Annotated in this window: 24 protein-coding genes and 2 pseudogenes; 4 read left to right on the top strand and 22 right to left on the bottom strand. The window is 59.2% G+C overall.

What is annotated here, in order from left to right; genetic code table 11:
• Both AC07FD_RS30700 and AC07FD_RS30695 read right to left on the bottom strand, forming a co-directional pair.
• Positions 1-780 (bottom strand): Orn/Lys/Arg decarboxylase N-terminal domain-containing protein (locus AC07FD_RS30700; RefSeq protein WP_478352896.1); only part of this gene is annotated, 780 nt, incomplete at its 3' end.
• A gap of 178 nt (positions 781-958) precedes the next feature.
• Positions 959-1537, bottom strand: a complete 579-nt coding sequence (locus AC07FD_RS30695) for a VIT1/CCC1 transporter family protein (protein WP_478352895.1) — start codon at positions 1535-1537, stop codon at positions 959-961.
• Between the two features lie 428 nt (positions 1538-1965).
• Here AC07FD_RS30695 and AC07FD_RS30690 point away from each other — a divergent pair, with 428 nt between their 5' ends.
• Positions 1966-2841: a hypothetical protein gene (locus tag AC07FD_RS30690; RefSeq protein ID WP_478352894.1), complete on the top strand. Its 876-nt coding sequence runs from the start codon at positions 1966-1968 to the stop codon at positions 2839-2841.
• A gap of 48 nt (positions 2842-2889) precedes the next feature.
• On the opposite strand, the gene AC07FD_RS30685 is transcribed toward AC07FD_RS30690, so the two are convergent.
• Entirely contained in the window at positions 2890-3816 is a 927-nt protein-coding gene (locus AC07FD_RS30685) for a cation diffusion facilitator family transporter (protein ID WP_478352893.1), read from the bottom strand.
• 346 nt (positions 3817-4162) lie between these two features.
• Here AC07FD_RS30685 and AC07FD_RS30680 point away from each other — a divergent pair, with 346 nt between their 5' ends.
• Both AC07FD_RS30680 and AC07FD_RS30675 read left to right on the top strand, forming a co-directional pair.
• On the top strand, positions 4163-6052 hold the full coding sequence (locus tag AC07FD_RS30680; RefSeq protein WP_478352892.1) for a sensor histidine kinase: 1890 nt from the start codon (positions 4163-4165) through the stop codon (positions 6050-6052).
• Positions 6053-6465: 413 nt separating this feature from the next.
• A complete protein-coding gene (locus tag AC07FD_RS30675) occupies positions 6466-6663 on the top strand; it encodes a hypothetical protein (RefSeq protein ID WP_478352891.1) in 198 nt (65 codons plus the stop codon).
• A gap of 716 nt (positions 6664-7379) precedes the next feature.
• Here the strand turns inward: AC07FD_RS30675 and AC07FD_RS30670 are convergent.
• The 13 genes and pseudogenes from AC07FD_RS30670 to AC07FD_RS30610 form a co-directional block, all read right to left on the bottom strand.
• A complete protein-coding gene (locus AC07FD_RS30670) occupies positions 7380-7541 on the bottom strand; it encodes a hypothetical protein (protein WP_478352890.1) in 162 nt (53 codons plus the stop codon).
• A gap of 9 nt (positions 7542-7550) precedes the next feature.
• Positions 7551-8651 (bottom strand): glycosyltransferase family 9 protein, encoded by a 1101-nt coding sequence (locus AC07FD_RS30665; RefSeq protein ID WP_478352889.1) that lies wholly within the window; start codon positions 8649-8651, stop codon positions 7551-7553.
• Positions 8652-8791: 140 nt separating this feature from the next.
• A complete protein-coding gene (locus AC07FD_RS30660; RefSeq protein WP_095084441.1) occupies positions 8792-9490 on the bottom strand; it encodes a hypothetical protein in 699 nt (232 codons plus the stop codon).
• Entirely contained in the window at positions 9487-10083 is a 597-nt protein-coding gene (locus tag AC07FD_RS30655; RefSeq protein ID WP_478352888.1) for a hypothetical protein, read from the bottom strand. Before AC07FD_RS30655 ends, AC07FD_RS30660 begins: the two co-directional genes overlap by 4 nt.
• Positions 10084-10565: 482 nt before the next feature.
• A complete protein-coding gene (locus AC07FD_RS30650) occupies positions 10566-11372 on the bottom strand; it encodes a hypothetical protein (protein ID WP_478352887.1) in 807 nt (268 codons plus the stop codon).
• Positions 11373-11657: 285 nt separating this feature from the next.
• Positions 11658-12233, bottom strand: a complete 576-nt coding sequence (locus AC07FD_RS30645; RefSeq protein WP_478352886.1) for a shikimate kinase — start codon at positions 12231-12233, stop codon at positions 11658-11660.
• Positions 12234-12424: 191 nt separating this feature from the next.
• Positions 12425-13141, bottom strand: coding sequence for an aspartate/glutamate racemase family protein (locus tag AC07FD_RS30640; protein ID WP_478352885.1), 717 nt, complete (start codon positions 13139-13141; stop codon positions 12425-12427).
• A 29-nt stretch (positions 13142-13170) separates the two neighbouring features.
• The gene (locus AC07FD_RS30635; RefSeq protein ID WP_478352884.1) at positions 13171-14046 is read right to left on the bottom strand and encodes a MalY/PatB family protein; all 876 of its coding nucleotides are present in this window, start codon (positions 14044-14046) and stop codon (positions 13171-13173) included.
• Positions 14009-14404: a hypothetical protein gene (locus AC07FD_RS30630; RefSeq protein ID WP_478352883.1), complete on the bottom strand. Its 396-nt coding sequence runs from the start codon at positions 14402-14404 to the stop codon at positions 14009-14011. The genes AC07FD_RS30635 and AC07FD_RS30630 overlap by 38 nt, the downstream gene beginning before the upstream one ends.
• A 62-nt stretch (positions 14405-14466) precedes the next feature.
• A pseudogene (locus AC07FD_RS30625) lies at positions 14467-14823 on the bottom strand (amino acid ABC transporter ATP-binding protein); the annotation flags it as partial.
• Positions 14733-15416: a transporter substrate-binding domain-containing protein gene (locus tag AC07FD_RS30620; protein WP_478352897.1), complete on the bottom strand. Its 684-nt coding sequence runs from the start codon at positions 15414-15416 to the stop codon at positions 14733-14735. The pseudogene AC07FD_RS30625 and the gene AC07FD_RS30620, both read right to left, overlap by 91 nt.
• Before the next feature lie 193 nt (positions 15417-15609).
• On the bottom strand, positions 15610-16572 hold the full coding sequence (locus tag AC07FD_RS30615) for a LysR family transcriptional regulator (protein ID WP_478352882.1): 963 nt from the start codon (positions 16570-16572) through the stop codon (positions 15610-15612).
• Between the two features lie 179 nt (positions 16573-16751).
• Complete coding sequence (locus AC07FD_RS30610) at positions 16752-18917, bottom strand: adenylate/guanylate cyclase domain-containing protein (RefSeq protein ID WP_478352881.1); 2166 nt, start codon at positions 18915-18917, stop codon at positions 16752-16754.
• A 239-nt stretch (positions 18918-19156) separates the two neighbouring features.
• On the opposite strand from AC07FD_RS30610, the pseudogene AC07FD_RS30605 reads away from it, so the two are divergent.
• Positions 19157-19891: pseudogene (locus tag AC07FD_RS30605) on the top strand (HlyD family type I secretion periplasmic adaptor subunit); the annotation flags it as partial.
• Between the two features lie 21 nt (positions 19892-19912).
• Here AC07FD_RS30605 and AC07FD_RS30600 read toward each other — a convergent pair.
• The 6 genes from AC07FD_RS30600 to AC07FD_RS30575 form a co-directional block, all read right to left on the bottom strand.
• Entirely contained in the window at positions 19913-20665 is a 753-nt protein-coding gene (locus AC07FD_RS30600) for a GGDEF domain-containing protein (protein WP_478352880.1), read from the bottom strand.
• 219 nt (positions 20666-20884) lie between these two features.
• Entirely contained in the window at positions 20885-21562 is a 678-nt protein-coding gene (locus AC07FD_RS30595; RefSeq protein WP_478352879.1) for a thermonuclease family protein, read from the bottom strand.
• Positions 21563-21644: 82 nt separating this feature from the next.
• Positions 21645-22844, bottom strand: coding sequence for a type 1 periplasmic-binding domain-containing protein (locus tag AC07FD_RS30590; RefSeq protein WP_478352878.1), 1200 nt, complete (start codon positions 22842-22844; stop codon positions 21645-21647).
• A gap of 91 nt (positions 22845-22935) precedes the next feature.
• Complete coding sequence (locus AC07FD_RS30585; RefSeq protein WP_478352877.1) at positions 22936-23667, bottom strand: lytic transglycosylase domain-containing protein; 732 nt, start codon at positions 23665-23667, stop codon at positions 22936-22938.
• 53 nt (positions 23668-23720) lie between these two features.
• Positions 23721-24092 (bottom strand): hypothetical protein, encoded by a 372-nt coding sequence (locus tag AC07FD_RS30580; protein WP_477228957.1) that lies wholly within the window; start codon positions 24090-24092, stop codon positions 23721-23723.
• 61 nt (positions 24093-24153) lie between these two features.
• On the bottom strand, positions 24154-26299 hold a 2146-nt coding region (locus tag AC07FD_RS30575; RefSeq protein ID WP_478352876.1), incomplete at its 5' end, for a DUF5801 repeats-in-toxin domain-containing protein.

The raw sequence follows: 26299 nt of genomic DNA, 5'->3' as shown, positions 1-26299 counted from the left end.
ACAATTTCGGTCGCACAGGACAAGGTCGCCCCGGCTCACTGTCCCGTGCCAAACGATCTTGTTTGCGGTTGAGGTGCCACCGACTACGAACAGTGTCTCGTCCGCCCCGAAAATGCGGGCGGCGTTGCGCTCGCCTTCGGCGATCGGGCCGGTGTGGTCGAGAAGCGAGCCTAGCTTACCGACCGATACGGAGATATCGGACCGCAAGGTGTTCTCGCCGAAGAATTGATAGAAGAGTTGCCCGACCGGGCTCTTGCGGAACGCGACGCCGCCGCCGTGACCGGGCGTGTGCCAGGAGTAGCTGGCCTGCAATGTATACTCCATCAGCGCCTTGAACATCGGCGGGGGAAGTCGCTCGAGATAGAGCTGCGCCGCGCGCACGATCGCTCGTGCCATGAACTCGGGCGAGTCCTCGAAGAGCCGCATAAAGGCGTTGGCGTGCTTCAGCACGCTGATCGGGACCATCTCCGCGGTGAGTTCGTCGCCGAAGAGGAAGATCGGCAAACGTTCGTTGCGGCTGCGCTTGGCCGCCAGCACTTCCTCAAGCACCTGCCATCGCGTCGCGACGTCTTCCGATCCGTCGACGGAGATCAGCCAGCAGGATTCGTTGTTGAAGATTTTGACAAGTCGCCGGGCATCCTCGTAGTTAAGGCCGCCGACGACGCGGAAGCCTTCTTTCTCGATTGCGGCAGCGAGCTGCTGCATGCCCCGTCCAGCAGCGTTCTTGCCTTCGTAATCTTCATCGATGATCGCAATTGGGAACCCTTCAACCTCGTGCACCGTCCACTCCCAATGCCTGGCGTTCGCAGCATCTTGCTGGACGCCGTTCGATGGCGGCGCCGGCAAAGGTTGTCGCGCAGGTCAGACGACCTAAACAAGGAACGGGGTGTATGTTACTGTACTACATCTGCGCTCGGTCCCGACGCACTGTTCACGGCAAGATCGCGGCGCCCGGCCCTCATCCGCCCAGCGCGATAGTCAGGGCGACCAGCAAGCAGCCGAGCAGAACCATGGCAGCGGCAGTCAGCCATGGTCTGTACCCAGTCAGCTGTCCAAACGCGTAGCCGGCAAACAACATCATCGCCACAGCGATGGCGTTGGAGATTCGAAGCGCGGTCCAAGCGTCCTGCAGGAACAGGAAAGGCACTACGATCGGGATCGTCGAGGCGAAAACGAGAAGGAAGACGGCGACCGCACCCAGCAAGTCTTCGCGCTTGAGTCCCATCGACTCGCCTGGCATCCGCTCCTTCAACAGTGCTGCATGCATCCTGTCGAGATCGGCGTCCGTCAATGCCGACGCTACCGCGGAAGGCAGGTTCTGCAGGATAGCGGTCCTCGCCTCTTCGGGGGTGGCGGCTTGCTGCACTTTGGCAACTATGCGCCGCTCTGTGGCCCGGTCAGCGAGGCATCCCATCAGATACATGATGGCATCTACGAGGCCCCAGGCGAGATTGCAGCCGAGCGCGCCGACCAGCGTGGTGCGCACCTCAGATCGGTCACTTACAACACTCAAAGTCCCGGTAAAGGCCAATGCCATGATTAATCCGAAAAGCACTTCGGATATGCGCTCAATGGGTTCGAGCACCCGCCTGGAGGACACTGCATGTCCAGAGGACATCGGTTACCTCGCTCGAAGATTTGGCTGCGGCTGGCTGGAGCCTGCGGGTATCGCGGCCATCGCTGCGGCGCCGGAGTTGCCGACCCGCCCGCATTTCAGTTTCGCGCCAGTCGATACCGGGTGACGTGGCAGTCCGAGCGTCTCAGAGTTTGGGATTGTCATGACCTGAACGTCAACCTTGCAGCAAATTTCCGCAAGATTGGTCTTCCCTGCAGGCGGACCACATCGACGTAAGTTACAGTAGCATTTCAGCCCAGACCCTTGCTGCACTGGCCGATCGGCAGTAGTGCCCAGTCGAATCGAAGCTCGACACGTCATGGCGTCGCAAGTTCGACAGGAGGCGGTCCATGTTGATTTCCAGGGATCCGCACGTTCAGAGCGTAGTGCGGATAGACTGCGACGCGGCTGGCCCGCGGGTCGTCATGTTCTGCGGCATTCATGGAGACGAAGTCAGTGGCATTCATGCCATCGAGAAAGTCCTCTATGACCTTTTCGGGGGCACGAGACGCTTGCTGCGCGGCTCCCTGACACTTGCCCGCGCGAACGAGCGCGCGATCGCTGCGGAGTGCCGCTATGTCAAACACAACATGAACCGCATGTTTCGCGAGGACTATGGACCAGAGATCGACCGCGGCTCCTACGAATTCCAACGGACGCAGGAGCTTAAGCCGTTGCTGGAGAGCTGCGACTATTTTCTGGATTTCCATTCCGCGCCGATCGCAAACGAACCGTTTCTGGTCGCCGAGCAAGACGCCGTCGAGTTTTATCGGCATCTCGGAATACCAAAGATGATGACTGGCTGGAGCAAGTTCTCGAGCGGGACCATCGGCGGCGATACCGAGAATTACGCCAATGCGCGTGGCGCAATGTCAGCGACTCTGGAATCCGGTAGCCACTTCGACAAATCTTCAAACGATGTCGCCTATCGGGCTGCCATTTCGCTGCTGTCCCTCCTGGGCATGATCGGGCACGATCCTCGTCCGGCGGCCGTCGATGCGGAGATCGTCGAGATGTATTCCGTCGTCACGAAGGAATTCGACGACTTCCGGTATGCGGGTGAGGCAAGCAATTTCAAGCTGTTGCCAAAAGGACAGGCGTTCGCCCATCAGAATGGACAGGCAATGACGGTGTCCGAGGATAGCTACCTGCTGATACCGATGAAGCCGAGCGACACGAAGCTTCACGAGGAGGTTTGCTACCTGGGCCGGAAGGTGCGGGGCTGACCTGGCACAACGCGATGCCCGACATCGGTCTGGCGCGCCATCCGGCTTTCACTCCGCCCAGTTGACGTCAGCGGTAAAGGCGATGGTCAGCCACCGATTGTGGCCTTCGTCCCCGATGGCCGCGCCGATCTGGTCGCGGGTGCGGTCCCACTCCTCGATGGTCCTCGGGGGCAAGTCCTTCGGCACGATGAAGTAAAGCTCTATCTGCGTGGCCCGCCCGACCTTGGCGACGTATGCCCGATGGGACAGGAACCCCTCGCGCTGCACTATTTCGGCGGCCACCCGATCGACGTGGGCCTTGAGATCCACGGGGGTGATGAGCAGGATCTCGGACAGGGCCTGGCGCACCGCCCCGACGGGAATAGGAATGATCACGAGGCAGACCAGCGTCAGTACGACAGGGTCCACGTATGGAGAGATCCAGCCAAGCGGCGTTCCGCCGGCCGCCTGTCCGATCAGGAATGCGATCAGAAGTGCCGAGGTTATTCCCGCCGACATCGTCCAGGCTTTAACGTCCAGGGCAACGAAGTCTGACTGCAGTCTCCTGTTTGCCCGCGCGCCGGCCATAGCCATGGCTATACAGACCACCAACGTGATTGCGGCGTAGACGATGGCGACACCGAAGCGCAGCTCGGTGCCGCCGTACACAATGGTGATCACGGCGTTGATGAGGGCGTAGGTAGCGACCGTCATCAGCAAGGTGCCGTTAAGGCCCAACACAATAGGCTCCAGGTGCCAGAACCCCATCGTGAATCGATTGCGCAGCCTGCCCGACAGCGCGTCGGCCTCTGCCGATCGTACGATCAGGCTCGATACCCAAAGCGCCAAAATCGTCATTCCGGCATCGACAAGAGAATAGGCGCCATCAAAAGCGATGGAGAACGACCCGGACAGCAGGCCGAAGACGATTCCGAACGCCGCGACGCCTACCGTCGCGACAATCGAGGCTCGGAGGAAGCCCTGCTCGGTCAACATCTTGCCCTCTGAAAGCCCTCAGCAACATCGTACATGCACCGGCGCTATCGCAATAGTACCTACAGTGGCCGTGGCCTGACCGCAAACTGGCGGTCGTTTCCCAAGCTGCCAAGCAGATCAACCCCCCGGGACAGCGCCTCGCCCAGTGCAAGCATCGCTGTTGCGGCCTCATCCACCAGATCACTTCGCGCATATGTGGACGGCTCCTCGCTGGCAAGGGATTTCTTGACCTACTGCGGTCTCGGTTGGTGCGGCCAGCCCACATGGCCAGGCTCATCTTGCCAATCCCCACCAATAACGGCAGTCTAGGCTCTACTGGCTCGTCATCGGGTGGATGTCAGGTTCCTTGGTCGCATCGGGCTCATTGATGATGAATTGGCTGGTCAATAGGTGGATCGCCACCGCCGTCATTCTTTTGGTCTCGATTGGCGAGACTGCCGCTCAGCCTAGGTCTGGCGAGCCTTCCGTTCAGCCGAAGGAAATCCTGTTCCTATATTCGTATGGCCGGGGTTTCCAGCCGTGGGCCACATGGGCCAGGGAAATCCGCAATGAACTGAACCAACAGTCGCCTTGGCCGCTGGACATCCAAGAAGATTCCCTCGTCACGGCTCGGGATGGCGACGACGCTGCTGAGGCCAAATTTGTTGAATATCTCAAGGCGCTCTACGCAACACGACGGCTCGATTTGATCGTCGCAATAGGTGCACCCGCGGCTCGCTTCGTCCAGAAACGGAGAATAGACCTATTTCCGACAACGCCGATGCTGCTTGCGGCAGTCGAAGTGCGCCGGGTTGGACAATCCATGTTGTCCGAGCGGGACGCCGTGGTTGGCACGCGCGTCGATCACATCGCCCTTGTCGAAAACATTCTACGGCTGTTGCCGGAGACGAAGGCCATCGCGATGATAATCGGGAACTCGCCCCCTGAGCGATTTTGGATCGGCGAGGTGCAAGGGGAACTGAAGCCACTGCTAGACAACAAGGTTGAATTGATCTTTTACAACGAGCGGCCGTTCGAGGAGATCCTGAAGAAGGTTGCGAGTTTGCCGCCCCACAGTGCAATCTTTTACCAGCAGATGATGGTGGACGGCGCAGGTGCCGTCTATGGAGACAAGGAGCCATTGAAGCGCATCTATGAGGTCGCCAACGCTCCCATTTTCACGTTCGACGAGTCTCTTTTCAACGGTCAAGCTGTTGGCGGCCCGATGTCTTCACCGACCGAGGGTGCCCGAGCGACGGCGGATGCCGCGGTCCGGATATTGGGAGGTGAGAAGGCAGGTGACATCAAGGTTCCTCCAATCGAATTCTCAGCACCGAAATACGATTGGCGACAGCTGCAGCGCTGGAACATTAGCGAGAGCCGCCTGCCAACCGGGGGCGAAGTCTTGTTTCGGGAGCCAACGGCGTGGGAACGGTATTCCTGGCAAATTTCCCTTATTACTGCGGCTATTCTGCTACAGGCCGGGCTTATCATGATCCTGTTCAATGAACACCGTCGGCGTCAAGCAGCCGAAGTGCAGTCGCGGCAACGCATGGCAGAGCTTGCTCATGTCAATCGCTTCTCGACCGCTGGCGAGCTGACCATGTTAATTGCCCACGAAATAAACCAGCCTCTCGGCGCTATAATGAGCCACGCCGAATCCGCAGAACTTATCCTGCAATCATCGAGCCCCGATATCGCTGCACTCGCGGAAATCGTGAGCGATATTTTGGAGAATGACCAGCGTGCCAGCGAAGTCATCCAGAGGATGCGGAGCCTCCTGAAGAAGGCACCTTTTGAACTGAAAAGTCTCGATCTCAACGACCTTGCGCGGGAAACCGTCGAATTTCTTTCGACGGAGGCTCGCGGGCGAAAAGTCGAACTTCTTGGCGTGATCACGCCGGATGCGCTTCCGATACTCGGCGACCGCATTCAACTTCAACAAGTCATTCTGAACCTTGTGGTGAACGGGATCGACGCGATGAAGGAGACGCCGAGCGAAAATCGCATCATCAGCATCCGGACTTCGCGCGACCAAGAGTTTGCCGAGCTGTCCGTGTCTGATAGCGGACCGGGCATTCCCGACGACAAATTAGAACAGGTCTTCGAACCGTTTTTCACCACCAAGGCGGAAGGCATGGGCATGGGGCTATCCATCGCGCGCAACATTGTCGAGGCGCACGATGGGCTGATGCGTGCGAAAAATCGGGATCACGGTGGTGCGTCGTTCCGGATTAGACTTCCTCTTGTTCGATAGTTGGCAATCTAATTTCTGCCAAGCGTTTAGCTGGGTAGCAAGGCCAGCGCCCGAGGCGAAGCGGTCATTGATCGGTGAGCGCACAAGGTCGCGTTAGCGTCTAGAAGCTGACGTCGCCGGACGTGCACGATGCGGACCATCCGGACTTCCGCGATAAGTCGCACGCACGAGGACACCGCGTGGGTCCGTCGCGGGGCCTCGGATCGACTATGTCATGTCGCCTTGAGCAGAACGTCGCACGCGGTGTCAGAACAGAGGATACGGCGACACCACCATCTCTTTGTGGCACTGCCTGCACCGTGCGCTTGTTGCGACGATCTCGCAGGCGTCGTCTCCCGATATGATGGGCCGCCGACATTTCGGGCAATCATAGCCCATGGCTACCGGCACAAAGTCGTATTGAGGACCCACATATGCGCACATCATTTGATGAAACACCGGGAAAATTCGAGGCCGCCGCCGCAGGCTGGGCACAGAGACTGGTCGGCTTCAATTTGCATGGCGTATCGCCCGGCCTAAGCGAGCCCAAAAAGCCAGATCATCCACTCGCCCGCTCTAAAACCGGCCTTCAAATCCCTATCGACGCCGGTAGTTTGAGAAATCCGGGCTAAGGGGAAAGATAGACGTTCGGAATCCGTGGTCGATCGGGAGGTTGGAATACGAAGTAGATGCAATCATGCCCAAGCAGCGATGTGCAATCGTTGCACACACGTTCACATGACCAATTGATTTATCTAACTTATCCGTCCTATCCATCATCGCCACGACTCGTGATTTCGAACTCGAGACGCTCGATTCCGAGTTGCAGTCACGCCGCACACCGACGATATGAGAAGATTGCCTCCTCGATAGTGGGTCTTGCAATGTAGCGGTCTCCCGCTACCACCTTCAAAGTCCAAACAATTCTCCGGTGCCCTCATGGCTTTCCGGAAGCCTAGCTTTTGCGCGGTTTGGGGTCGAAAGCTGGGAAGTGCGGAAACGACTTTCTTCCCCAAATGACTCTCTGAATGCCCATCATTCTCCAAGCTGGGCAGTAGTTCCAAAAAATCCCCAGGTTTTGACGACAGCAATATCAATACGATAGCGCCACCCAGCTGTTGGCAGTTTTGCGGTTCGCTCGCCTGACAAACACGACCACAACTATGCCATCACACTCCCTAGGGTCGGGTTGTGCAACTACATAGCCAAGCCACGACTCTGACGTCGCGTTTTGGGCCGGAAGCCGGCCGTCCGTTATCACGATGAAACGATCAAAAGGGGCCGTTCCGCCCGAGCGCCGCGGCTCAGGCAGGTTAGATGTGCACAGTTGGGAGACGATGGGATGATGTTATTGACAGCCAGCAGTGTTCAAATCGGTTTCGCGACTGAGCGCGTTGTCGAGGGGCCTGGTGAAGCTGTACGGCCTGCCGATCACCGAATCGATGAGCGCACGATCCTTGTCGACATAGGCCTGCAGGGCCTTCTTCACGGTTTCAAGCGGGCCGGTCATGGCTGGAGGTCAATTGGCCGTCTTATTGGCCAGTTGTCTCACTGCGTCTATCAAGTCTCGTGTCGCTTGAGCAACCTTGGCAACTGGTAGTCGATGAACGCAGTAGACGCCGCCCGGGTTGTCGGGTTTGCACAATCCGGGCGCAACACACTGGCAAGGCAACGGCGGCTCAACGGTGCGGTGAAGCACCCCAAAAGGCCCCCAGATGTCGGGGGGTGTCAGGCCATACAAGCCCACAACCGGAGTTCCGACTGACGCAGCCAGGTGCATTGGGCCGCTCTCGTTTCCCAGAAAGATAAATGCATCCGAAAGCAATGCTGTTAGTGTCTCAAGCGAGGCTTTGCCAACAACGCTCACCAATGGCGACGCTGCCGCATTCAAGATAGCTTGCGCGGTTGTGCTCTCATCAGGTCCACCAATCAGCAATGACCGCAGGCCCTTGGTTGCATAAACCTCGTCGATTACTGCAGCGAACCGTTCAGGTTGCCAACACCGCCCTTCGAACCTTGCTCCAGCGTGTACTGCGACGAAAGCCTTTAGGGCCAGATTGCTTTGCGCCAGAATCTGGGTAGATGCGCTTCGCCCGACTGGTGTGGGTTCAAGCCTCGGTGTCACTTCTCGCAATTCTATCCCAAGCGCTTCAAGCGGGGACAGATATCGGTACAAGTAGTGCGCGCCTCCATGGCCGAACGTTTCAGCAAATATATTAGCAGGCTGAACTTCCCAAAATTTCATGGGCTTTTCCGGGGGATTGTATCCAACGCGTAGGGGGGCGCCGATTGACCTGTGCACTATCCGTGATGTCTTCGAGTCAGTTACGTCAATGGTGAGATCGAATTTTCGGCGGCGCAGGTCAGCGACCAAGCCTGAATATTCCTTCACTCGCTGAGGCAGACTTCTACCAGCACCTCGACGGTCGAATCCGATGGCCACGTCTGCGATATTCTGGCTGACTACGAAGTCTCGCAGGCCAGAAGCGCAAAGCATGGCTATCGCAGCGTTTGGGTAAGCGAGGCGCAGATTTCGCACGAGCGCCGAGGTCAGAATGACATCCCCGATGAACTTCGTCTGAATAACGAGAATGGACTTGATAGCCAGCCGATCAGCCATCGAGATATTCAGCACATCGACCTCACGAAGGGCGGCGGGTCAAATTGGTCATTGGTGGGCGCCCAACGTCCAATCGAGCTCACGGTTCCGGCTAATGGATATCCCTCTTTTCAACAGCGAAGCAAGGTCGTCTGTCGTCGTCATGGCATCTGTCCCTGCCACAAGGGCAATCCACTTTCTGCAGCGAAGTCTCTATCCTCTGCGTAGATTGGCTCGCCTCTTTTCACCACCCGTCGAAGCAAATCCGCATCTTCGTCGGCATGATATCGAAAGGCATTTCGGGTGTCGTATCCATGCCCGGCTTGGGACAGGGAAAACCCGCTGACGACAACAGGAGCGAAACCGGCGAAACGCGCCAGCATGATCGCGAAGGCTCCGGTTGAGATTTTCCGGTGCCAGCCGCGCGACACATGATATTTGCCGCTAAGCCGCCAGACGATGTTGGCAAGCTGCCATCTTGTAAGCGCCTGCAAGGTGTCATAGCGATAATCAAAGGTGCGACAACCGGCTATCAGCTTGTCTTCAACGTCCGGCCAAATCGGGATGATAAGATGCTTTGCCTGCCGTCCTTTCAACAAATCGCGCTTGTAAAAATCCTGCTCGTCCTGGCCGACCAAAATGCCGCGGCGGAGCACGGCGATGTCGGGAACTGGGAGACCGAAGGTTTCCGCCAAAAGCTGGGAAGCATTGACCGTCACCAGTCCCCAATCGGCATCATGCCCCTGCGGGAGGCGAAAATTCGGCGCTGCCCCCATCACCAAGGCGGGACCGGTGACACTGGGCAAGCGAAGAATTGGCTTTGAGAAAGTTGGCAAGAGGTCCGAAAGCGGAGTTTTCATGCGGGAATCTGAACCGCATGTTCCTCAAACGCGCGCAGAATGCTCTCTTCTCGGCTCCATAATTCGTCCCATTGCGTGGCGCCGGACCAGCCCGCAAACCAAGGACCGCCGAGCGTGTAGTGCGCCAGCGAGACATCGGCGGGGTCGAGTTCGGTAGCCGAAGCCCCTACGAGGTAGTTCCATGCCAGGGGCAATTCCCCGATCTCATGGTCCTCAAGCCATTTGAAGGCGTGGAGGTCACGTCCGGGCCACGTATTAAGCATCTCGTTGGTCAGCCGTTTGTTGGCTGGATGATCCAGATTCCACAAAACGACCGACGACCAGTTTTTGCGGCGATAGAACGTCTGCGTTTGCCCGTCCATCTTGACCGCTTCGGATTCGCGTTGCTGGTGCTTAACCGCCATAATCGCGTAGGAAGGATCGACCAGGTCGAGCAACTTGACTGGATCCTTCAGAAACAGGACGTCACAATCGCAGAACATGGCCCAGCCGCCTTGCCTCATAAACGGAACGGCAAAGCGCGATATGGCAAACTCGGTCGACATCGGTGCCTCGGAAATCGGGCACCAGAGCTTGCCATCACGTACCGTCATCGGTCGCTTCATGATTCCTTGGGCTTCAAGGTCTTTGAGCACGAGTGGCTGTATCTGCAACGGCGTGCTTGTCCGTCGGTAGGCGCTCCATCGCGCTACGTCTAGAACTCGGGATTCGCGTGGATCATACCCAATGTAGATTGGTATCACGTGGCAACTCTATAATTTGATGTGAATTTCCTCGAATTAAGCATGGCAGCACGGCAAGCGGAAGACCGAAGTACAGTGCCACAAGTCACTCCCACCCCACGCCTGCCGATGAACCGCCAGCGGCGCCCCTCGGGCGCGCCTTCGCGGCGCGCCGGCTGAACGAGCCCGGCCCGATGAACAACCGGGCTTGGTGATGATTTCGTCGCCGTGGATGGCGGCGAAGTCGGAGATGTCTTGCTGGTCAAGCCGGTCGAGCCACTCGCGGCTTCCCGTTGTCGGTTCAGGCATCAGTCGGCGATCCTCGGTCTTCGACATAAAACGCGGCTACCAACTCATGTGCCCGGTATGAACCAGCCCAAATTCCGGATCTCGTTGCTGATAAAGTTGCCCACCCGTTTCCCCCGGTTACGCAGGATGCGCAGCAACCCGCTATCCACAAAATACGTCAGCAGGATGCTGTCCCGTGTTGCCACTTCCGGCCCCACTATGTCCGCCGAGTGCCACGTGTCCTTGTCTACCGCGAAAGCATAGCCTGTGTTCGGCGCGAATCGCATCTGCATCTTTTTCGCCAGCCCGCCGCCCGGCAGCTCCTCGTGAAAGATCGTCCCGATGTTGGTGTGCGCCTCGTCTGGTGGCAGGTAAAGCTGCACCGTGATGCCCTTCCAATGTGTATCCGTGTGCGGCGGAATTTCGTAGCCCGGAATGTCACGCGTTAGGATGGGGATAGGAAACATGCCCACCTCGGCCAAGCCAGGCCCGAACCGTCGCCCCATCGCCGGTGCCAGTCTGCGACGGAAAGCGTCCTTCACCGGCTCGGAACAAAGCGCTTTGCCAACCACGTTCCACACCGTCCGCTTCGCGGACGGCAGATGTCGGATGTTTTCCGGAAAGAGATCAATCTTCACCCGCGTGGACGCACCCATCGCATCCCGCTGTTTGGACCGGCCGTGCATCGGTCGGTAATCCGCATACACCGGCAGCGCCGCCAGCATGGATTTATAAACATCCTCCGGAAAGACCCGGTCGAACTCAAGATGGTAAAATGGCCCTTCCACCGCGCGCGCGGCCTCTACGGACTTCGCTACAAATTCCGCCAGCTTTCCTGCGGTTATAGTTTGATCAACATTTGGAACACTCATATCAGCTCCTATTGAAGCCATACATAAAACAGCCCAAATGCGCCCACAAGCACATTTGGAAATGCCGCCGCTTGCTGCGAGATACCGGCGCATCGGTCTCCGACCCGGCATCGGTCGTGGTCAACTCAGGATCGCCTTGCCGCAATAGCTGCGGTTGAAGTCATGGGAGACCTTATCTACTCGGTCGTAGCTCGCATAGAATACGGTGAGGCCGCCGCTATGATAACGGCGACCTTGTTGGGAGGTGGGCTAAACAGCCTTGCTTAACCGCAGACGAGCAAGCGATTAACTCACCGGCGGCGCTTGGCTGTCGAGTATGCGGGCAATCTGCTCACAGGTCTCATCGACACTGTAGCCATCGGTGTAGAACGTTGCCGTCGCCAGTGACGCGTTTGACGGGTGCTCCAGGAACGGCCGGTTTAATGCGACAAAATCCGCCCTTTCGTCTTCCGGTACCTCAGCCCTAGCGCATAAGATGTCCAGCGAGCGCTCGATATCTGGCGAGGGCAGCAGATAAACGACATGTGAAGCGCGCTTGACCGCGGTCTGGACGCGCGCCAGAAGCACGTCGTCCTCATAGACCGAGTGACCTGCGCCGAAGTCGATGATCGTATCCGGATAGTCGAGAAGCACCTGCTCCACCGCATACGCCTCGAACGGTTTCCAGTAGTCGAAACGTGCACGCCAGCCCATTGCCTTGACACGCCGCCACTCTTCCCGCCGGTCATAGCCGATCTGGTAATAGTATCCCCAACGTACGAGATCGAGCGGGATGTTGCGCAGTGACAAACGGTCGGAGAGGCGCTCCGCAATCGTGGACTTGCCGGAGCACATCGGCCCTATCAGCACCAAACGTGTCATTCTAAACCGGCATCCACCCGATGATCGGCTTGTTGCGGTGAAATTGTCACCATGTGCGTGCATTGGCAAGCGCGGACTCAAGCTGCTGGCGCTCGGCGCGCAACTCGGGCAAGCGCTTGTCTTTGACATAGGCGTTGAGCACGCGGTCATATTCCCGGTAGGACGCACGCCTTGCGAGGACCCGCTCCGGGTCATTCGAACCTGTCCAGCCCCTTCGCGCGCGCCGGCATGGCCCACACGCCACGTTTGGAAGGCGCGAGACCGCAACGTATCAGGGTCTCCGCAAGACCGACTGCAGCGCCGAGTCCGTCCACCACGGGAATATCGTGCTTGCGCTGGAGGGCGGATGCAAACGCGGCCATACCCGCGCAACCCAACGCGACCCCTTCCGCCCCCAGCTTGATGCCCTCCCGTATGAGATCCGAAATTCGATCGGACGCACCACTCTCAGGTCTCTCCAGCTCAAGGACCGGGATGTCGGAAGCAAACACGCGGCGGCAGCGATGGGAAAATCCGTATCGGCGAATGTTGTCTTCGACGAGCGGCGCGGAGCGCGACAGAGTGGTCACGACACAGAAGCTGTGAGCAACAAGACTGACGGCATGGAACGAGGCCTCGCCGATGCCAATAACTGGCTTGGTGGCGATCGCCCTGGCCGCGTCGAGACCGGTATCATCGAAGCAGGCTATGATATGGGCGTCGACATTGTCCGCTTCCGCCGCAACCACCTGCCTGAGCAGGCCCGGTACGGAGAGTGCGCCGTCAAAGGGCCCTTCGATCGCTTCAGGTCCAGCCGTCGGCTGCATACCCACTATCTCGGTCCCCGGACCTGCTGCCGCCATGGCGGCGGCGACGATCCCTCGGGTCATCGAGGCGGTCGTGTTGGGATTGATGACGGCAATTCGCATTCGGGGCGCTCCGGCTTGATCCCGCTCAATCACAAGGATGCCAGCGCGCTGGACATACGCTCCAGCCCTCGGCGCAGCAGAGGACGCGGGCAGCCGACATTCAGGCGGATGAAGCCTTCGCCGCCAGGCCCATAAACGCGGCCGTCGTACAGATTGACCCCGGCCTGGTCGACAAAGAACTTCTGAATTCCACCCACTCTGCGATCGAGCGCGCGCGCGTCCAACCACACCAGAAACGATGCGTCGGGCCGCATCGGCCTGATACCTGGAAGGTGTTCTCCGGCGAATTCGCAAACCAGATCAATGTTGCTGGCGATGTAGCCTGTGAGTTGATCGAGCCATGGCGCGCCTGTGCTGTAGGCAACCTCCAAGGCCAGGCGGCCGAAAAAGTTCGCATTCACCATGAATGACGCCTGCATTGCGGCAAGGAGCGCCTCGCGGCGCTTTTTGCTGGCTACCGAAATGGTTGCCGAAGGAACGCCGGCAAGATTGAAAGTCTTCGTTGGAGCAGTGCAGATGAACGACTTCTCGGCGGCATCGTCAGAGATGGCGGAGAAGACGATGTGGGGGCGATCCGACAACCTAATATCGCAGTGAATGTCGTCGGATATGACCAAGATCCCGTGGCGCTCGCAAATGTCGTTCAGCGCCGCCAATTCTTTGAGTGTCCAGGCCATTCCGGCAGGGTTGTGAGGATTGCAGAGCAGGAACGCCTTAGCGCCACCGGCCGCCAGTTTCTCGAAGTCCTCCAGATCGAGCTCATACCTGTTGTTCTGCAGCCTCAGCCGGTTCGTAAGCAGGACCCGCCCGTTTCCCTGAACCACTTCGAAATAGGGCGAGTACACGGGCGACTGCACAATGACGCCGTCACCCGGCTTCGTGAAGGTTCGCAGTATGGCAGCCACTGACGGGCATGATCGCCGGCGCGGGAAGCAGGGTCTCCAGTTTCGGCGGCCAGTTGTGCCGGCGTGTGAACCACGATTGCACGATCTCATAGTGACGCGGATCGCGGCGGGTGTAGCCGTAAATGCCATGGTCCGCGGCCTCGCGCAGCCGCGCGATGACGGTTTCCGGGGCTCGAAAATCCATACCCGCCGTCCATAGGGACAGTAAGTCCCGGCCCTCGACCTGCGGAGAGAACTCATCCCACGGGTTGGCCCATTTGACGGATCCGAATTGGTTGCGGTCGTGGATTTGGTCGAAATCAATTCCCGCGATATTTCGTTGCCCAACCGCTGATGCGGGCGTGTCTGCACAAGCCATTTGATAGTCACCTGGAAAAAACTGTTGCCACGGTTACGGCCGCTTTGCCTCTGCGGACGTCACTATTTGAGGATTTGCGCCAGAAACTGCCGCGCCCGTTCTGACCGGGAGTTGGTGAAGAACTGATGGGGCGTGTTGGTCTCGACGATCTCCCCGCGGTCCATGAAGACCACGCGATCGGCCACCTCCCGCGCGAAGCCCATCTCATGCGTCACGCACAGCATCGTCATGCCTTCGCTGGCGAGCGACACCATCGTGTCGAGCACCTCTTTGACCATCTCCGGATCGAGAGCAGAGGTTGGCTCGTCGAACAGCATGATCTTTGGGTTCATGCAGAGAGCCCGGGCAATTGCGGCGCGTTGCTGCTGGCCGCCAGACAGCTGCCCTGGGTAGCTGTCCGCCTTTTCCGCAATTCTGACGTCGAGGTGTCCGCCGACAAGACATCGCAACGCCCCTCCTCGTAAGCCTTCACCACAGCTTCCTCGTCGGCGAAACCAACCGTGGTGTACTTGATAGACTGCGAGCGAAAATAATCGGCAAGGTTCAACTCGGTCGTGGTGCCTTGGGTGACGCATATCGATGCGCCTTCAAGCCCCTTGGCCGACGTGACGTTGTCCGCCTTGCGCACCATAAATCCTTGGCCGTCATAGAAATACGTGCCGGCAAACAATATGCCGAGCGACGTGTCGCGGGAGGAGGTCCATGTTGCGTTGTGCGCAAGAATGTCGATTTCCCCCGACTGCAAGGCGGTGAAGCGATCTTTTGGCGTCAAAGGGATGAACTTGACCTTTTGCGCATCCCCGAGCACGGCTGCGGCCACGGCGCGACAATAGTCGACCACAAACCCGGTCCATTTGCCTTCATTGTCGGGAAGGCTGAAGCCAGCCGTCGCTGAATTTGTGCCACATGTGAGCACGCCATTTTTCTTGACATTGTCGAGTGTGGCGGACCACGCCGAGGAGGCGGTGCACGCGACAGCGAGGGCAATCAGGCCCTTAAACGTTGATCTCATTTCGGCATTCCCCTGTTTTTGTTGAAGGGAATGTGCTCTCAAGCAGAACTATTCGTCAAATTGATTGTTCTCATTACGAAAATGAGCAGTATTCATAGTTTGGGAGGCACCCGCTCTCCGTGAAAAGGCGTTTGAGTGGTGATCGGGCTGGTTTGCTTGGGGCGGGCTAGTCGATAGCGACAGCGCGCGCGACTTATTGTACGGCCGACCCCGGTGCTCCGACGGTCGACCCTTGGTCTCTCCTGGTTCGCGACTCGTTGTAGATACCCACGATGATTTCCCGGAGCCATTTGGTGCCCGGGTCATTCGCCATCTGGCGATGAACGATGAGCCAGGCATTTACATTCGAAATGGGAAGGGGCGGCGGAACCGACGTCACCTCACTCCTCTCGTCGAGCATTTGCAAGATGGCATCGCCGCAATGGGTAATCAGTTCGGTGCCGCGAAGCGCCCAGGGCAGAACCAGATAGTTCGAGATGGTCGCAACGACATTGCGTCGTAGACCCATCTGTTTGAGGGCGGCGTCGGCGAGCCCTTCTGCCAGGCCGTCTGCTGAAATCTGAAGGTGGGAACTGGCCAAATACGTTTCCAGTGTCATCGCATTTTTGGCGATCTTGCTTCCACTCCACACCGCGCAAAACAGCCGATCCTGGCCAAGTTCCACCTTCAGGAGACTCGGGTCGTCGCGTATTGCCGCTCCGGTCAGGGCACAGTCGACTTGTCTCAAATAGACCGATGAACCGATCTCGGGTCCATTTGCGGGAATGACGTTCAGCGTCGCGCCAGGAGCTTGCCTCGAAAATTCTCGAATGAGCCCTGGGATGAAAATCATGGCGTGATAGTCAGTAAGTCCAATGCGAAAGTTGCGTCGCGTCGTTGCTGGGTTGAAAATCTGGTGCCGGTCGATCGACCCGCGTATCATTGCCAGCGCTGCAGAAATATCTGACAACAGCTCAACTGCCCGAGCGGTTGGCCGCATCTCGCCACCATCTCTCGTAAACAGTTCGTCCTTCAAGAGGTACCGAAGCTTTGATAGGGAATGGCTTACAGCTGATTGAGTTCTGCCTAATTCGCTGGCTGCGCGCGTTACACTCCTTTCACGCATCATCACATCGAACACTCTGAGCAAATTGAGGTCGATATCATCGAAACTCATGAGACCTTCCCCGTTTTCATTATGCCTCGCTCGCACACTAACATCGTTTTCAACGCGCCGGACGAACGATGCCGACGAACGATGCCATTGCAAACACAGGGGTGACTTGAACGCGACCTTTGGCCGAGAGGAGCAAATCGCGAACCGCTCTGATATTCGCCGGCAGGTCCCGGGCGGTCTTATTTGACGGTCGAAAATTCAAAACGATCGAAACGGAAGACTGCCGTATACTCGTTGCGTCGCTCCGGCGTCCCGGCAGGATTGCGGAAGATCGCGCCGCAGGTTGTCTGGACTTTCGGAATGGCATCGCACAGGAAGTTCTGCTGCACCCAGCTGGTTCCCTTGTCTATCCATGCGCCTCCCCCACGCAGGTCACGACCGAGGATGAGCGACTTGATCTCCGAACCGGTAAGCCGGTCCTTCGCATCCAGATCGACCGCTTCCGGCAACTCCGGCAGACCGGCCTTGTCCAGCCCGTCCAGCAGACGCCCGATGTCGGCCGGGTTCTTGAACACGAAATACCTCTGCGTGACCAGCTGATTTGCCCCTCCATCCTTTCGTTCCAACATGACGTTCCTTAGCCTGTCGCGATAGGCCGCGACCTGGTCACTGCGCCCGAGATGTGCGTAGGCCGAAACCAACACCTGCAGGCCGTAGAATTTCGGCCATGGATCAGGCGATTGGAGATCGATCCTTTCAAGGTAGCCGACAGCTTCCTCGAAACGACCCTGGCCAAATTCAGCCAGCCCAGCCTGGTAGTTCCGATGGTCATTGCCGCCTGGGTCGACACGGTTGGCGGCGACGAGATAGTCGCGCGCCTCGTCCGGCCTGCCATTGAAATTCAGGGCTTCTGCCAGCCCGACATAGTTCAGGGGATCGCTCGGATCGAGCGCCACTGCCTTGAACATAACCGCGACTGCCTCGTCGGACCGGTGCTCGCGAACCAGCAAACTGGCGACGAGCTGATAGTAGGACGGCGAAGGATGCTTGGCCGCCTCCCCGAGGTACTTGTAGACGTTGTACAGCGCACTGATATCCGAAACGGCTAAAGCTTTGACCCGTGGCCCGTCCGTGTCCCAATAGGCCCATGCGAGCGAGGCTGCCGCCGCGCCGAAATTCGGATCGAGTTCCAGCGCCTGCTGGAAAAGCCTCACCGCCTGCGCAAACTCGTCTGGAGTATTGCGACGATCGTAGATTTCCATGCCCTGGAGGTAAGCTTCGTAGGCTGCAGGATTGCGCGTGCCGCCCGCGACATCTGCCTTGCCTTGGGCGCTGACGAGACGAAGCTTGAGCGCGCCTGCGATGCTGACGACGACCTTGTCCTGCAGTGCAAACACATCCGTCCACTGGCCGTCGAAACGCTCTGCCCAAAGATGACCGGTGGTCGAGCCGTCGATCAATTGCGCGTTGATACGCATGTCGTCGCCGACCCGACGTATCGAGCCCTCCAGTATGTACCGGACACCAAGCGCTGCGGCGACCTCGGCGGGTTTTGTCTCCGTGCCCTTGTAGGTGGAAGCCGCGTTTCGTGATACGACGAACAGGCCGGGCACGCGTGCAAGCTCCGTGGTCAGGTCCTCGGTGAAACCGTCAACCAGATAACCTTGCGCCTTGTCGTCGCTGAGATTGTCAAATGGAAGCACGACGAGTGATGGCCGGGTGTCGGCCTTCGCATTGGTCGTCAGAGCGGTGGGCCGAAGCGGTGGCTCCCACGGTCGCCACCACGCTGCTGCAAGACCGACTGCGACAACAAGTACCCCAACAGCGACGGCCAGATTGCGCCTGAAGCGTGGGGGTCGATTGACGGCCATGGGCTTTCCCGCCGCCGCGGGATCGAGCAGCACCCGGTACGCCTGCACCGGTTCGGCGATGTTCTTCAGCTTCTGTTGACCCATCGGCTCAAAGCCGAAAGCCAGCTTCTTCTCAACCTCTTTTGCGACCTTTGCCGAGACACAGATGCCGCCAGGATCCGCTAGTTGTTGGAGCCTGGCAGCGACGTTGACACCCTCGCCATATCGGTCCTCGCCCTCGACAATCACCTCGCCGAGATTGATCCCGATCCTGACGCGAATCCGATGATCCTCGGCAACGGCAGCGTTGCGTTCCGCCAGGGCGCGCTGCAACCACGCCGCGCATTCGACCGCGTCCACGACGCTGCCGAATTCGGCCAGAAGTCCATCGCCCATCAGCTTGAAGATGTGGCCGTGGTGGCGGGCAATCTCAGGCTCGAACAGTTCCTTGCGTTGAGCACGGAGGCGCTCGAACGTGCCGGCCTCGTCGCGTTCCATCTGGGCGGAATAGCCCACAACATCGGCAGCGAGAATGGCGGAAAGCTTACGGTCCATCGATCTGGCCTGTCCCCCGTGGAGTATAGACCTGGTCATACTGAAATGAAACGACCGACCTCTCCAGACATGAACTGCGCTGCGAACTTTGGGTAATTGTGGCAGCGGTTACGCAGCATAGCGTCCACGATCTCGGACACACCATCGTCGTCGGAATGCACTGCCGCACAATCTGGCGGCGTCGGCCTGGTCTACAGCCCTGCGGCCGTGTCCGCTCGGGCAGGCCCGACAGCCTCGGGGGTGAAAGCAAAGACCTCGAGGGGCTGCTCAAGAAGGGGCTGACCACGCGCGAGCGGAACCTGCTGCTCAAACGACAACAGAGGGAGATCGAGGGGGAGCGCGCGACCAACACCGCGGCAATCGCTCGTGCCAGAAGCGCCATGGCCGAGATCGACATGCAAATCTTGAACCTCGGCACAGTGCGGCTGAACGAGGCCGTCGAGGAGTTGAGCAAGGTCGAGGCGGAATTGTTTGACCTCAGACAACAGGAGCGTTCCGCCAAGGACGTGCTGACCCGTACCAATGTCGTCGCACCGGTTGACGGCATCGTCATGGACCTGAAAGTCCACACGACGGGCGGTGTCGTGAAACCCGGCGAGACATTGATGACAGTCGTCCCGCTCGGACAACAACTCGTGGTCGAGGCTATGGTCAAACCTGAAGATGTCGAGACGATCGCCCCCGGACAGCCCGCGCGCGTCAGCTTCCCGGCCTTCGCCCGCTACAACCTGCCGCCGCTCGACGGCGTCGTGGAGATCGTGTCGGCTGACCGCATGGTGGAGGAGCGCAGCGGGGCACCGTATTTCGCCGCAACCGTGTTGATCGACAAGAGTGAACTCGCCAAGCTGGAGGGCCGCAAGCTGCTGCCCGGCATGTCGAGCGAGGCGATGATCCGGACCGGTGCTCGCACCGTGCTTTCTTACCTCGCCGAGCCGATCACGCAGAACTTCCGCCGCGCGATGCGGGAAAAATAGCCGTAGGCTGCCCGAAAGCCGTCAGCTGTTGAGATGCTTCAATTCAAACCTGGCGTCATCCTGGGTGTCTGACACGCCCTGTTCGGCGAACTGAAACATGTCCGCGAACTCCATCTCTTTCTCAAACATCACGCCGCCGACTTTGATGGTCAGGGCATCCTCGGTTCCTTTTGGTGCGAAATAGACTTGGGCGACACGAGTGCGGATACGCTCGCCGATTTCCTTGGCTTCTGCTTCTGTCGCGCCTGAGAGGAAGACCCCGAACATGGAAGTCCCTATGCGTCCAACCAGATCATCCGCGCGTACTGATGATTGTATGGTTGTGGCTATGAGCCGCAAAGCCTCGTCGCCCCATTCAAGGCCAAAGCGCAGGTTGATGGACCGTAGATGTTCCGAATGAATGACCAGGAAGGCGCCCGAGCGTGGTCCCGGCGCCGATGGCCTTGTTGCTCTTCTTTCGACCATCGACGTGAAGACCGGCCCGTTCAGACAGCCTGTCAACCTGTCATAGGTTCCGGACCTGTTGAGTTCCTGACGGCAGCTGCGGATTTGGATCTGCTGCCAGCCGATCAGTACGAAAAGCGGCAGACCAATGACCACGGGCAGCAGCACGGCTGTCATCATGCTGCGCCCGAACGGCGTGAACGCGTCGCTGAACAAGAGCAGATAGTTGAAGCCCAGGGAAAGGCCGAGGCTCCCGGCTGTTCCTAGAAAGGTCAGCCATGCGGCGCTTCTCCATGCCTGCGCGGAGGCGGTCGCTGTGGTTTGTGCCATTGGCTAATCTCCTGTCAGATCAGCCAGCATAGAGCCGGCGTACAGCATTTTCAGTTTCCGAGAAGCATACAATTTGAACTATGAGACCCGATACTGTTCAAGCAACCGGCTTGCCCCGGAAATTTGCGCCGTAAAGGTTAATCAATGGAATGCCGACTGCCGCTGAACAATCAACGGCGGCCTCGGCGAACGCTGCTCCGGTTCTTTGAGTCTCGCAGCCTATTGTGGCGGACCGAAAATGCCCATCCCCGCGCCCTGGGCATTCACTTGCGCTTTGCCATAGATGCCACTCGGCAGCGCCGTGGCCCAGCCGTTGGACACAAGCCAGGCGCCGACGTCCTGCTTGCCCAGCCTGCATGGGGCGGCGATGGCAAAACGCTCGACGTCCGGCGGCATGAAGCATTTCAGTGCGCGTCCCCTAACCCAGGAATTGAAAGCGGCACGTGCGCGCTCGCCGCAAGGCCAGGTGACATCATGAAACGAACAGGTTCTGTCGAGGTCGATGCCCAGCACCCCGCTGATGATTACTGTCCGGCCCATGGATTCGAAGATCGCGGACGTTGCGGCAGCCGGGCGAAAGAGCAGCACCTCCCGCCAATCGTCCGGCATCGGTGTCCTTGGGGGCACAGCCAGACCAAGGTCGGTCAGCGGCGGACGGGGCTCGACCCGTTCGAGTTGCACAGGATCAAGCTGCGGTGGAGCGATGAGGTCTTGAGCAATCTTGCGCGCGGGTTCTCGTGGGTATGTTTCGACGATGGACGCAGCCACTCGGGTCGGCTGCGTCTCGCTATTTTGCGAAGGGGCGAGGATCGGCCGATCGACCGAAAGCAAAGCCCCGGCCTGGATGATCAGCAGTACCCCGGCCAGAAGCAGGAGGCTTCCCAGCGCAATCGCCAAGCGGCTGGGGCTCAACCTAACCATCAGCCAGTCTACCCATCAGCCAGTCTGCCCACCAGATTGAACTGGCTCCCAAGACCGATCAGAAACCCGACGTTGATTTCGCAACCAGTTTGAGCGCGCCCTTTTGAATCTGGTAAAACGGCATCGATCGTTCACTGGATCCGTCAGCCCGAAACCGAAACAGACCTGTCGACCCACGAAACCCGTTTGGATTTTCGAGAACCTGCTTGCTGAAGCCATCGGGCCCGACCGCACTGGCAACCCCTGCCGTCAGCGCAACCATATCATAAGCATAGGCCACATTGACGTCGGCCGGGTAGTTGTATGTCGCCCTGAAGCGGTCGCCGATCGGTCCGGTTTCGCGCTGGTCGAGCGTGGCGATATATGCCCCCTCAAACAGCGGATCCATGGGATGCTCCAGCCACCGGTTGGTTCCGACGACGGAAATTGCCTTTCCCGGAATGCCCTTTGATCTGAGGGCGGCAAGGATAGGCGATGGGCTGCCATCGCCATTGGCGACGATCACGGCGTCGGGAGTGTCCACGAGCGAGCCCATTTCGTCGACGGCCTTCGCGCCACCGTCGCTGGCCGAATACGGGACAGTGACCGCGAGCGTCGCACCATAGATGCTGAGGCCGTTAGCGACCCGCTTCTCCACGGCGCTGGCGTTTGAGCCTTCCGCGACAAGCAACACGAACTTCTTGCCGCCTTTGGCTGCGAGCCCCGCAGCGCCCGCCGCGGCACTGTCGGCTTCGCTGAGTCGCACGGCATAAACACCGGCGCCACCTGCGAAATTGTCGGCAAGCGCAAGCACCGGTGGACGCTTCGACCCCGACAGCGTAGCAATATGCTGGGCTGCCGGCAGTTCGGTTGGGCCGATGACCACTTTCGACCCCGTCGTTATCGCACTTATCGCCAATTTGCCGGCCTGTGCGCTGTCGCCTTTCGTGTCCTCTACCGTCAGCGTAAGCAATCCATTGCCAACATCCGTCATCGCCAGCTTGGCGGCATCGAGCATCTTCCTGCCGTTTTCCCCCGCCGTTCCGGGAGCCGACAATGGCAGCAACATCGTGATTTTCGTCGAACCGGTGCCCAGCGACTGGGTCGCCTGGGCAGGACCGGCACCCGCGTCGCCGGTCTGCCCGCCAGGCGCGGCAATCGCCGCCGGATCGAGCACTTCGGAAACACCGCCTTTCGACTGGCAGCCTGACAATGTCGTGGTGAGCGCAAACGCGATTGCCCATGTCCGCAGACAGCGGCCCTGTCGGCCAGCTTCCATGATTGCTCCACCCAATGTGCCGCCGAGTATGCTTCCCGGCCTGGTCTTCAACGCATGTTACGGCGCACTTGCCGCGCCGTCTGTAGTTTCTTTAGCCTTCGAAAAGCCTGGCTCTGAGCGCCTTGATCTGTCTTGCTTGCCCGGCAGTCCGATAGTCGGCGCATTTCATGTATCGTGGCCCGGGCACGAACACGCGGCGCACGCAAACGCCTTTTCCCTGGGCTGGAGCCCCATCCTCTCCTGCCGACGAAAATGCTGAGAAGCCGAATGTCGCCACCGGCAACGGCCCGCTCACTTCAATCCCTTGCCTTGCCAGGATCGCTCGCGCACGCTGGCAGTAGCGGACCGAAAGCGCCGAGAACCGGCTTTCATTGTGCCCGGCGCGATATTTCATGACGGTGGTGCACAGGTCGCCCTCGGCCAGCTTGTTGGCCTGGGCAAGATATCTGACCCCGAGCGCGATGTTGGTCGCCGGCGCGCTCAGCTCGTCGAGGGAGCCTCGAAAGCCAAGCATTCGCGCCGTCGCCGGCATCACCTGCATCAGGCCGACTTCGCCGTCGGCGCCCTGCACGTCAGGATCGAACCCGCTTTCGATCTCCATCACGGCATGCGCCAGCACCGGCTCGAGGCCATAGATCGATGCCTGGCAGCTCGCAAACGCCTTGAAGGTCTGCCGGGTCCACTGCGTAGCCGCGTCGCAGTGCGTCGGCCGCGTCAACTCGGACGGCTGTTCCACGGAAGGTCGCTCCAGCCAGTTGGCGTGGGCCGCCGTGACAGTCTGGCCAAAGCCGGCCAACGCAATCGCTGCGGCGATTGCCCTCAAAAAGGATCCGTCGGCTATCATGATGGCCAACAGGCGTCGGTTCGCTTATCCGGTCAGTGCATATACTCGACCATGCGATCGTGAAAACACTCGCATTTGTTGAGGGTATCTTCGTCGCGATAGTTCGTTTTCAGGTAGCCATAGGCCATGCCGCAAGCGACCTTGGCTTCCGATGCCCAGACGAAGACCGGCCGGGACGAGTTGATCCACTCCGAGCTGTTGGCGGCGGCGACCGACTCGTCCATCAGCTTGACCACCTGCTCCTTGAGGTCGACGATATTGTCGGTCAGCACCAGGTTGGACGTCCCGGCAACGCGACAATAGTCGACCGACGGACCTTCGATGATGTCGGCGGCATAGCCCGTCGACCCGACTGCCAGCAACAGCGTCGCAGCGGAAACCAGCAGTCTTACAGAACGATTCATGGATGAACTCCCCTCGATATTAGCAATGTATAACATAGTCGCGTGACCGAGCGCCATGCCGTTAAACCTGGTTTGCCGTCGTCGTGTGCTGGGTTACGCCGTCGTCGTAGAGCAGCGTGATCGTGCTGGCGACGGGGTGGTTTGTCAGCTGGGCCACTTCGACAAAATTGGCCGGATTACCCGAACCGCTGGTGTCGACACTGAGCGTGCCCGTGCCCGCGTCGTAGTTCACAAAGTTGCCGACATTCGCAGGAGTCGAGTCGAACAGGGCCGTAAGGTCGATCTTGTCGCCCTGACCGCCATTGTAGTCGGTGATGAGGTCCTTGATGTCCAAACCGTCGAGCTTGAACGTGTCGGCTCCGGCGCCGCCGGTCATTGTATCCTGGCCTGCACCGCCGATCAGGACGTCGTTGCCCGCGCCGCCGATCAGCGTGTCATTGCCAGCGCCACCATTGAGGGTGTCGTTGCCACCGCCGCCCGCAAGATAATTGGCTGCCAGATTTCCGAACAAGTAGTCATCGCCGGAACCACCGATCAGGCCCTCGATGCCGGTAAGGGTATCGCCGGTGGCATCGCCGCCGCCGATGGTGCCAAGTCCTGGGTTGGTGAATGTCACCGGTGCCCCGGCTGCATGTCCGTCATCGGCTAGATGGATCGAAATGGCGGCCAGGCTACCGGTGTAGTCGACGATGTCGGTTCCTGCGGCGCCTGCGATCGTGTCGGTGTGCGAGCTTCCAGCGATCACGTCGTTGCCAGCCGTCCCGGTAAGAGCGAAGTTGCCGGATCCATCTCCCGCGACCACGTGAACGTTGAGCGGCTGTGTGCCAGTGGTATCGCCATCCTTGTCAGCCGCGGAGACTGTAAAGGCCAAATCCTGACTTTGAGGCAGAACATTGTGTGTAAGCGAAATATTCGAGAACTGAGCGCCTTGCCCCGAGACGTTGACCGCGCTGACTTGCAATTGGTTGAAGCTGATCGACGGATCGATCACGAATGTTCCGGTTGACGTGATGGAGATGTCACCGAACGTGGATACATTGGTAACAGTGTTGGTCGCAACCCAGTGGTAGGTTCCCCCCGCACCGTTCAGCGAATTGACCACCAAACTCACGGAGTCGTTCAACTCGGCATTGGTGCTGGCCGGATTGTCCGTGCCGACTCCAGTTCCGGAAGTGTGGAACTCCATAGTGAAGCTTTCATTCCCGCCTACGAAGGTGTTTGCGACGCCAAATCCGTTATTATTGGAGTTGATCCCGTCTGGGCTTGAAAACTCGATATGGCCATCGTTGGTTTCGCGCCAGTTCGGTCCGCCAGCGGGAAGGTTCTGTAGCGAATAGGTTATTGTCGTGCCGGCATCGGGCTTGAGGAGGTCGAACTGGTACGTTCCATCCGGCCTTACGGTGAGATCAAACACCTCGGTTGCACCGGCATTCGCGTGGAGGGTCGTAGCGCCATCCGCAGCGGTCGTTGTGCTGTAGACGATGCCCGCGATCGCCGGTCCCGTGATGTTGAAATGGTCGATCCCGTCGGCGCCCGGCACCAGCGAGAACAAGCCAGCGACAGATCCCACCTCGTTCGCGATCGTGCCCGAGGTAAAGGAGCCTAACGAGGGCCCGTCGTCATGGAAGGAGGCCTTGGAACCGAGGTCGATCGACTGCGAGGCCGTATCACCGTCGCTGTCCGTCACCGTTGCCGTCAGCGTTACCAGGCCCGAGGTCAGGTTGATGCCTTCGGAACTGTCGGTCGGGTTGTCGACAGTGTTCTGGTGCACCGCACGGTCCTGTGTCAGCGTTACTGCGCCGGTCGCCGTGTTGGTGCTCAGCGTGAACACCAGGAAGGCCACATCACCGCTGTGCCCCGATACATAGCCGGACACGGTGTTGCCGCTCTGAGTCAGCACCACCGCCGTGTTGGTGGCACTGTCGATCAGGTTGGTGGTCACGCCCGGAGCCGAGATGCTCAGGCCATAGCTGGTGGTGGCACCGTCGGCGCCCTGCACAACTGTGAACACACCGGCAAAGTTCTGTGTGTCCGTGGCCGATCCTGCCGGGCCGACGCCCGAACCGGCAATGCCGTTGGTCGCCGCGGTCAGATAGCTCTCGTCGACGTTTAGCGCCGGCGCTACGCCAGTGATGGTGATCGACGGGCCGTCATCCAGGAAGGTCACCGCACCGCCGACGTTGATCACGCCGGTGCTTGCCGTGTCG

The organism is Mesorhizobium waitakense (assembly GCF_056431085.1).
This window is presented reverse-complemented; position numbering and strand designations above follow the sequence as displayed.

What these genes read in the sequence shown, in the direction of transcription:
- AC07FD_RS30695 (WP_478352895.1), bottom strand. Translation starts at nt 1,537, where the DNA reads ATGGCATTGGCCTTTACCGGGACTTTGAGTGTTGTAAGTGACCGATCT.
- AC07FD_RS30690 (WP_478352894.1), top strand. Translation starts at nt 1,966, where the DNA reads ATGTTGATTTCCAGGGATCCGCACGTTCAGAGCGTAGTGCGGATAGAC.
- AC07FD_RS30685 (WP_478352893.1), bottom strand. Translation starts at nt 3,816, where the DNA reads ATGTTGACCGAGCAGGGCTTCCTCCGAGCCTCGATTGTCGCGACGGTA.
- AC07FD_RS30675 (WP_478352891.1), top strand. Translation starts at nt 6,466, where the DNA reads ATGCGCACATCATTTGATGAAACACCGGGAAAATTCGAGGCCGCCGCC.
- AC07FD_RS30670 (WP_478352890.1), bottom strand. Translation starts at nt 7,541, where the DNA reads ATGACCGGCCCGCTTGAAACCGTGAAGAAGGCCCTGCAGGCCTATGTC.
- AC07FD_RS30665 (WP_478352889.1), bottom strand. Translation starts at nt 8,651, where the DNA reads ATGGCTGATCGGCTGGCTATCAAGTCCATTCTCGTTATTCAGACGAAG.
- AC07FD_RS30660 (WP_095084441.1), bottom strand. Translation starts at nt 9,490, where the DNA reads ATGAAAACTCCGCTTTCGGACCTCTTGCCAACTTTCTCAAAGCCAATT.
- AC07FD_RS30655 (WP_478352888.1), bottom strand. Translation starts at nt 10,083, where the DNA reads ATGACGGTACGTGATGGCAAGCTCTGGTGCCCGATTTCCGAGGCACCG.
- AC07FD_RS30650 (WP_478352887.1), bottom strand. Translation starts at nt 11,372, where the DNA reads ATGAGTGTTCCAAATGTTGATCAAACTATAACCGCAGGAAAGCTGGCG.
- AC07FD_RS30645 (WP_478352886.1), bottom strand. Translation starts at nt 12,233, where the DNA reads ATGACACGTTTGGTGCTGATAGGGCCGATGTGCTCCGGCAAGTCCACG.
- AC07FD_RS30640 (WP_478352885.1), bottom strand. Translation starts at nt 13,141, where the DNA reads ATGCGAATTGCCGTCATCAATCCCAACACGACCGCCTCGATGACCCGA.
- AC07FD_RS30630 (WP_478352883.1), bottom strand. Translation starts at nt 14,404, where the DNA reads ATGGCTTGTGCAGACACGCCCGCATCAGCGGTTGGGCAACGAAATATC.
- AC07FD_RS30620 (WP_478352897.1), bottom strand. Translation starts at nt 15,416, where the DNA reads ATGAGATCAACGTTTAAGGGCCTGATTGCCCTCGCTGTCGCGTGCACC.
- AC07FD_RS30615 (WP_478352882.1), bottom strand. Translation starts at nt 16,572, where the DNA reads ATGAGTTTCGATGATATCGACCTCAATTTGCTCAGAGTGTTCGATGTG.
- AC07FD_RS30610 (WP_478352881.1), bottom strand. Translation starts at nt 18,917, where the DNA reads ATGGACCGTAAGCTTTCCGCCATTCTCGCTGCCGATGTTGTGGGCTAT.
- AC07FD_RS30600 (WP_478352880.1), bottom strand. Translation starts at nt 20,665, where the DNA reads ATGGCACAAACCACAGCGACCGCCTCCGCGCAGGCATGGAGAAGCGCC.
- AC07FD_RS30590 (WP_478352878.1), bottom strand. Translation starts at nt 22,844, where the DNA reads ATGGAAGCTGGCCGACAGGGCCGCTGTCTGCGGACATGGGCAATCGCG.
- AC07FD_RS30580 (WP_477228957.1), bottom strand. Translation starts at nt 24,092, where the DNA reads ATGAATCGTTCTGTAAGACTGCTGGTTTCCGCTGCGACGCTGTTGCTG.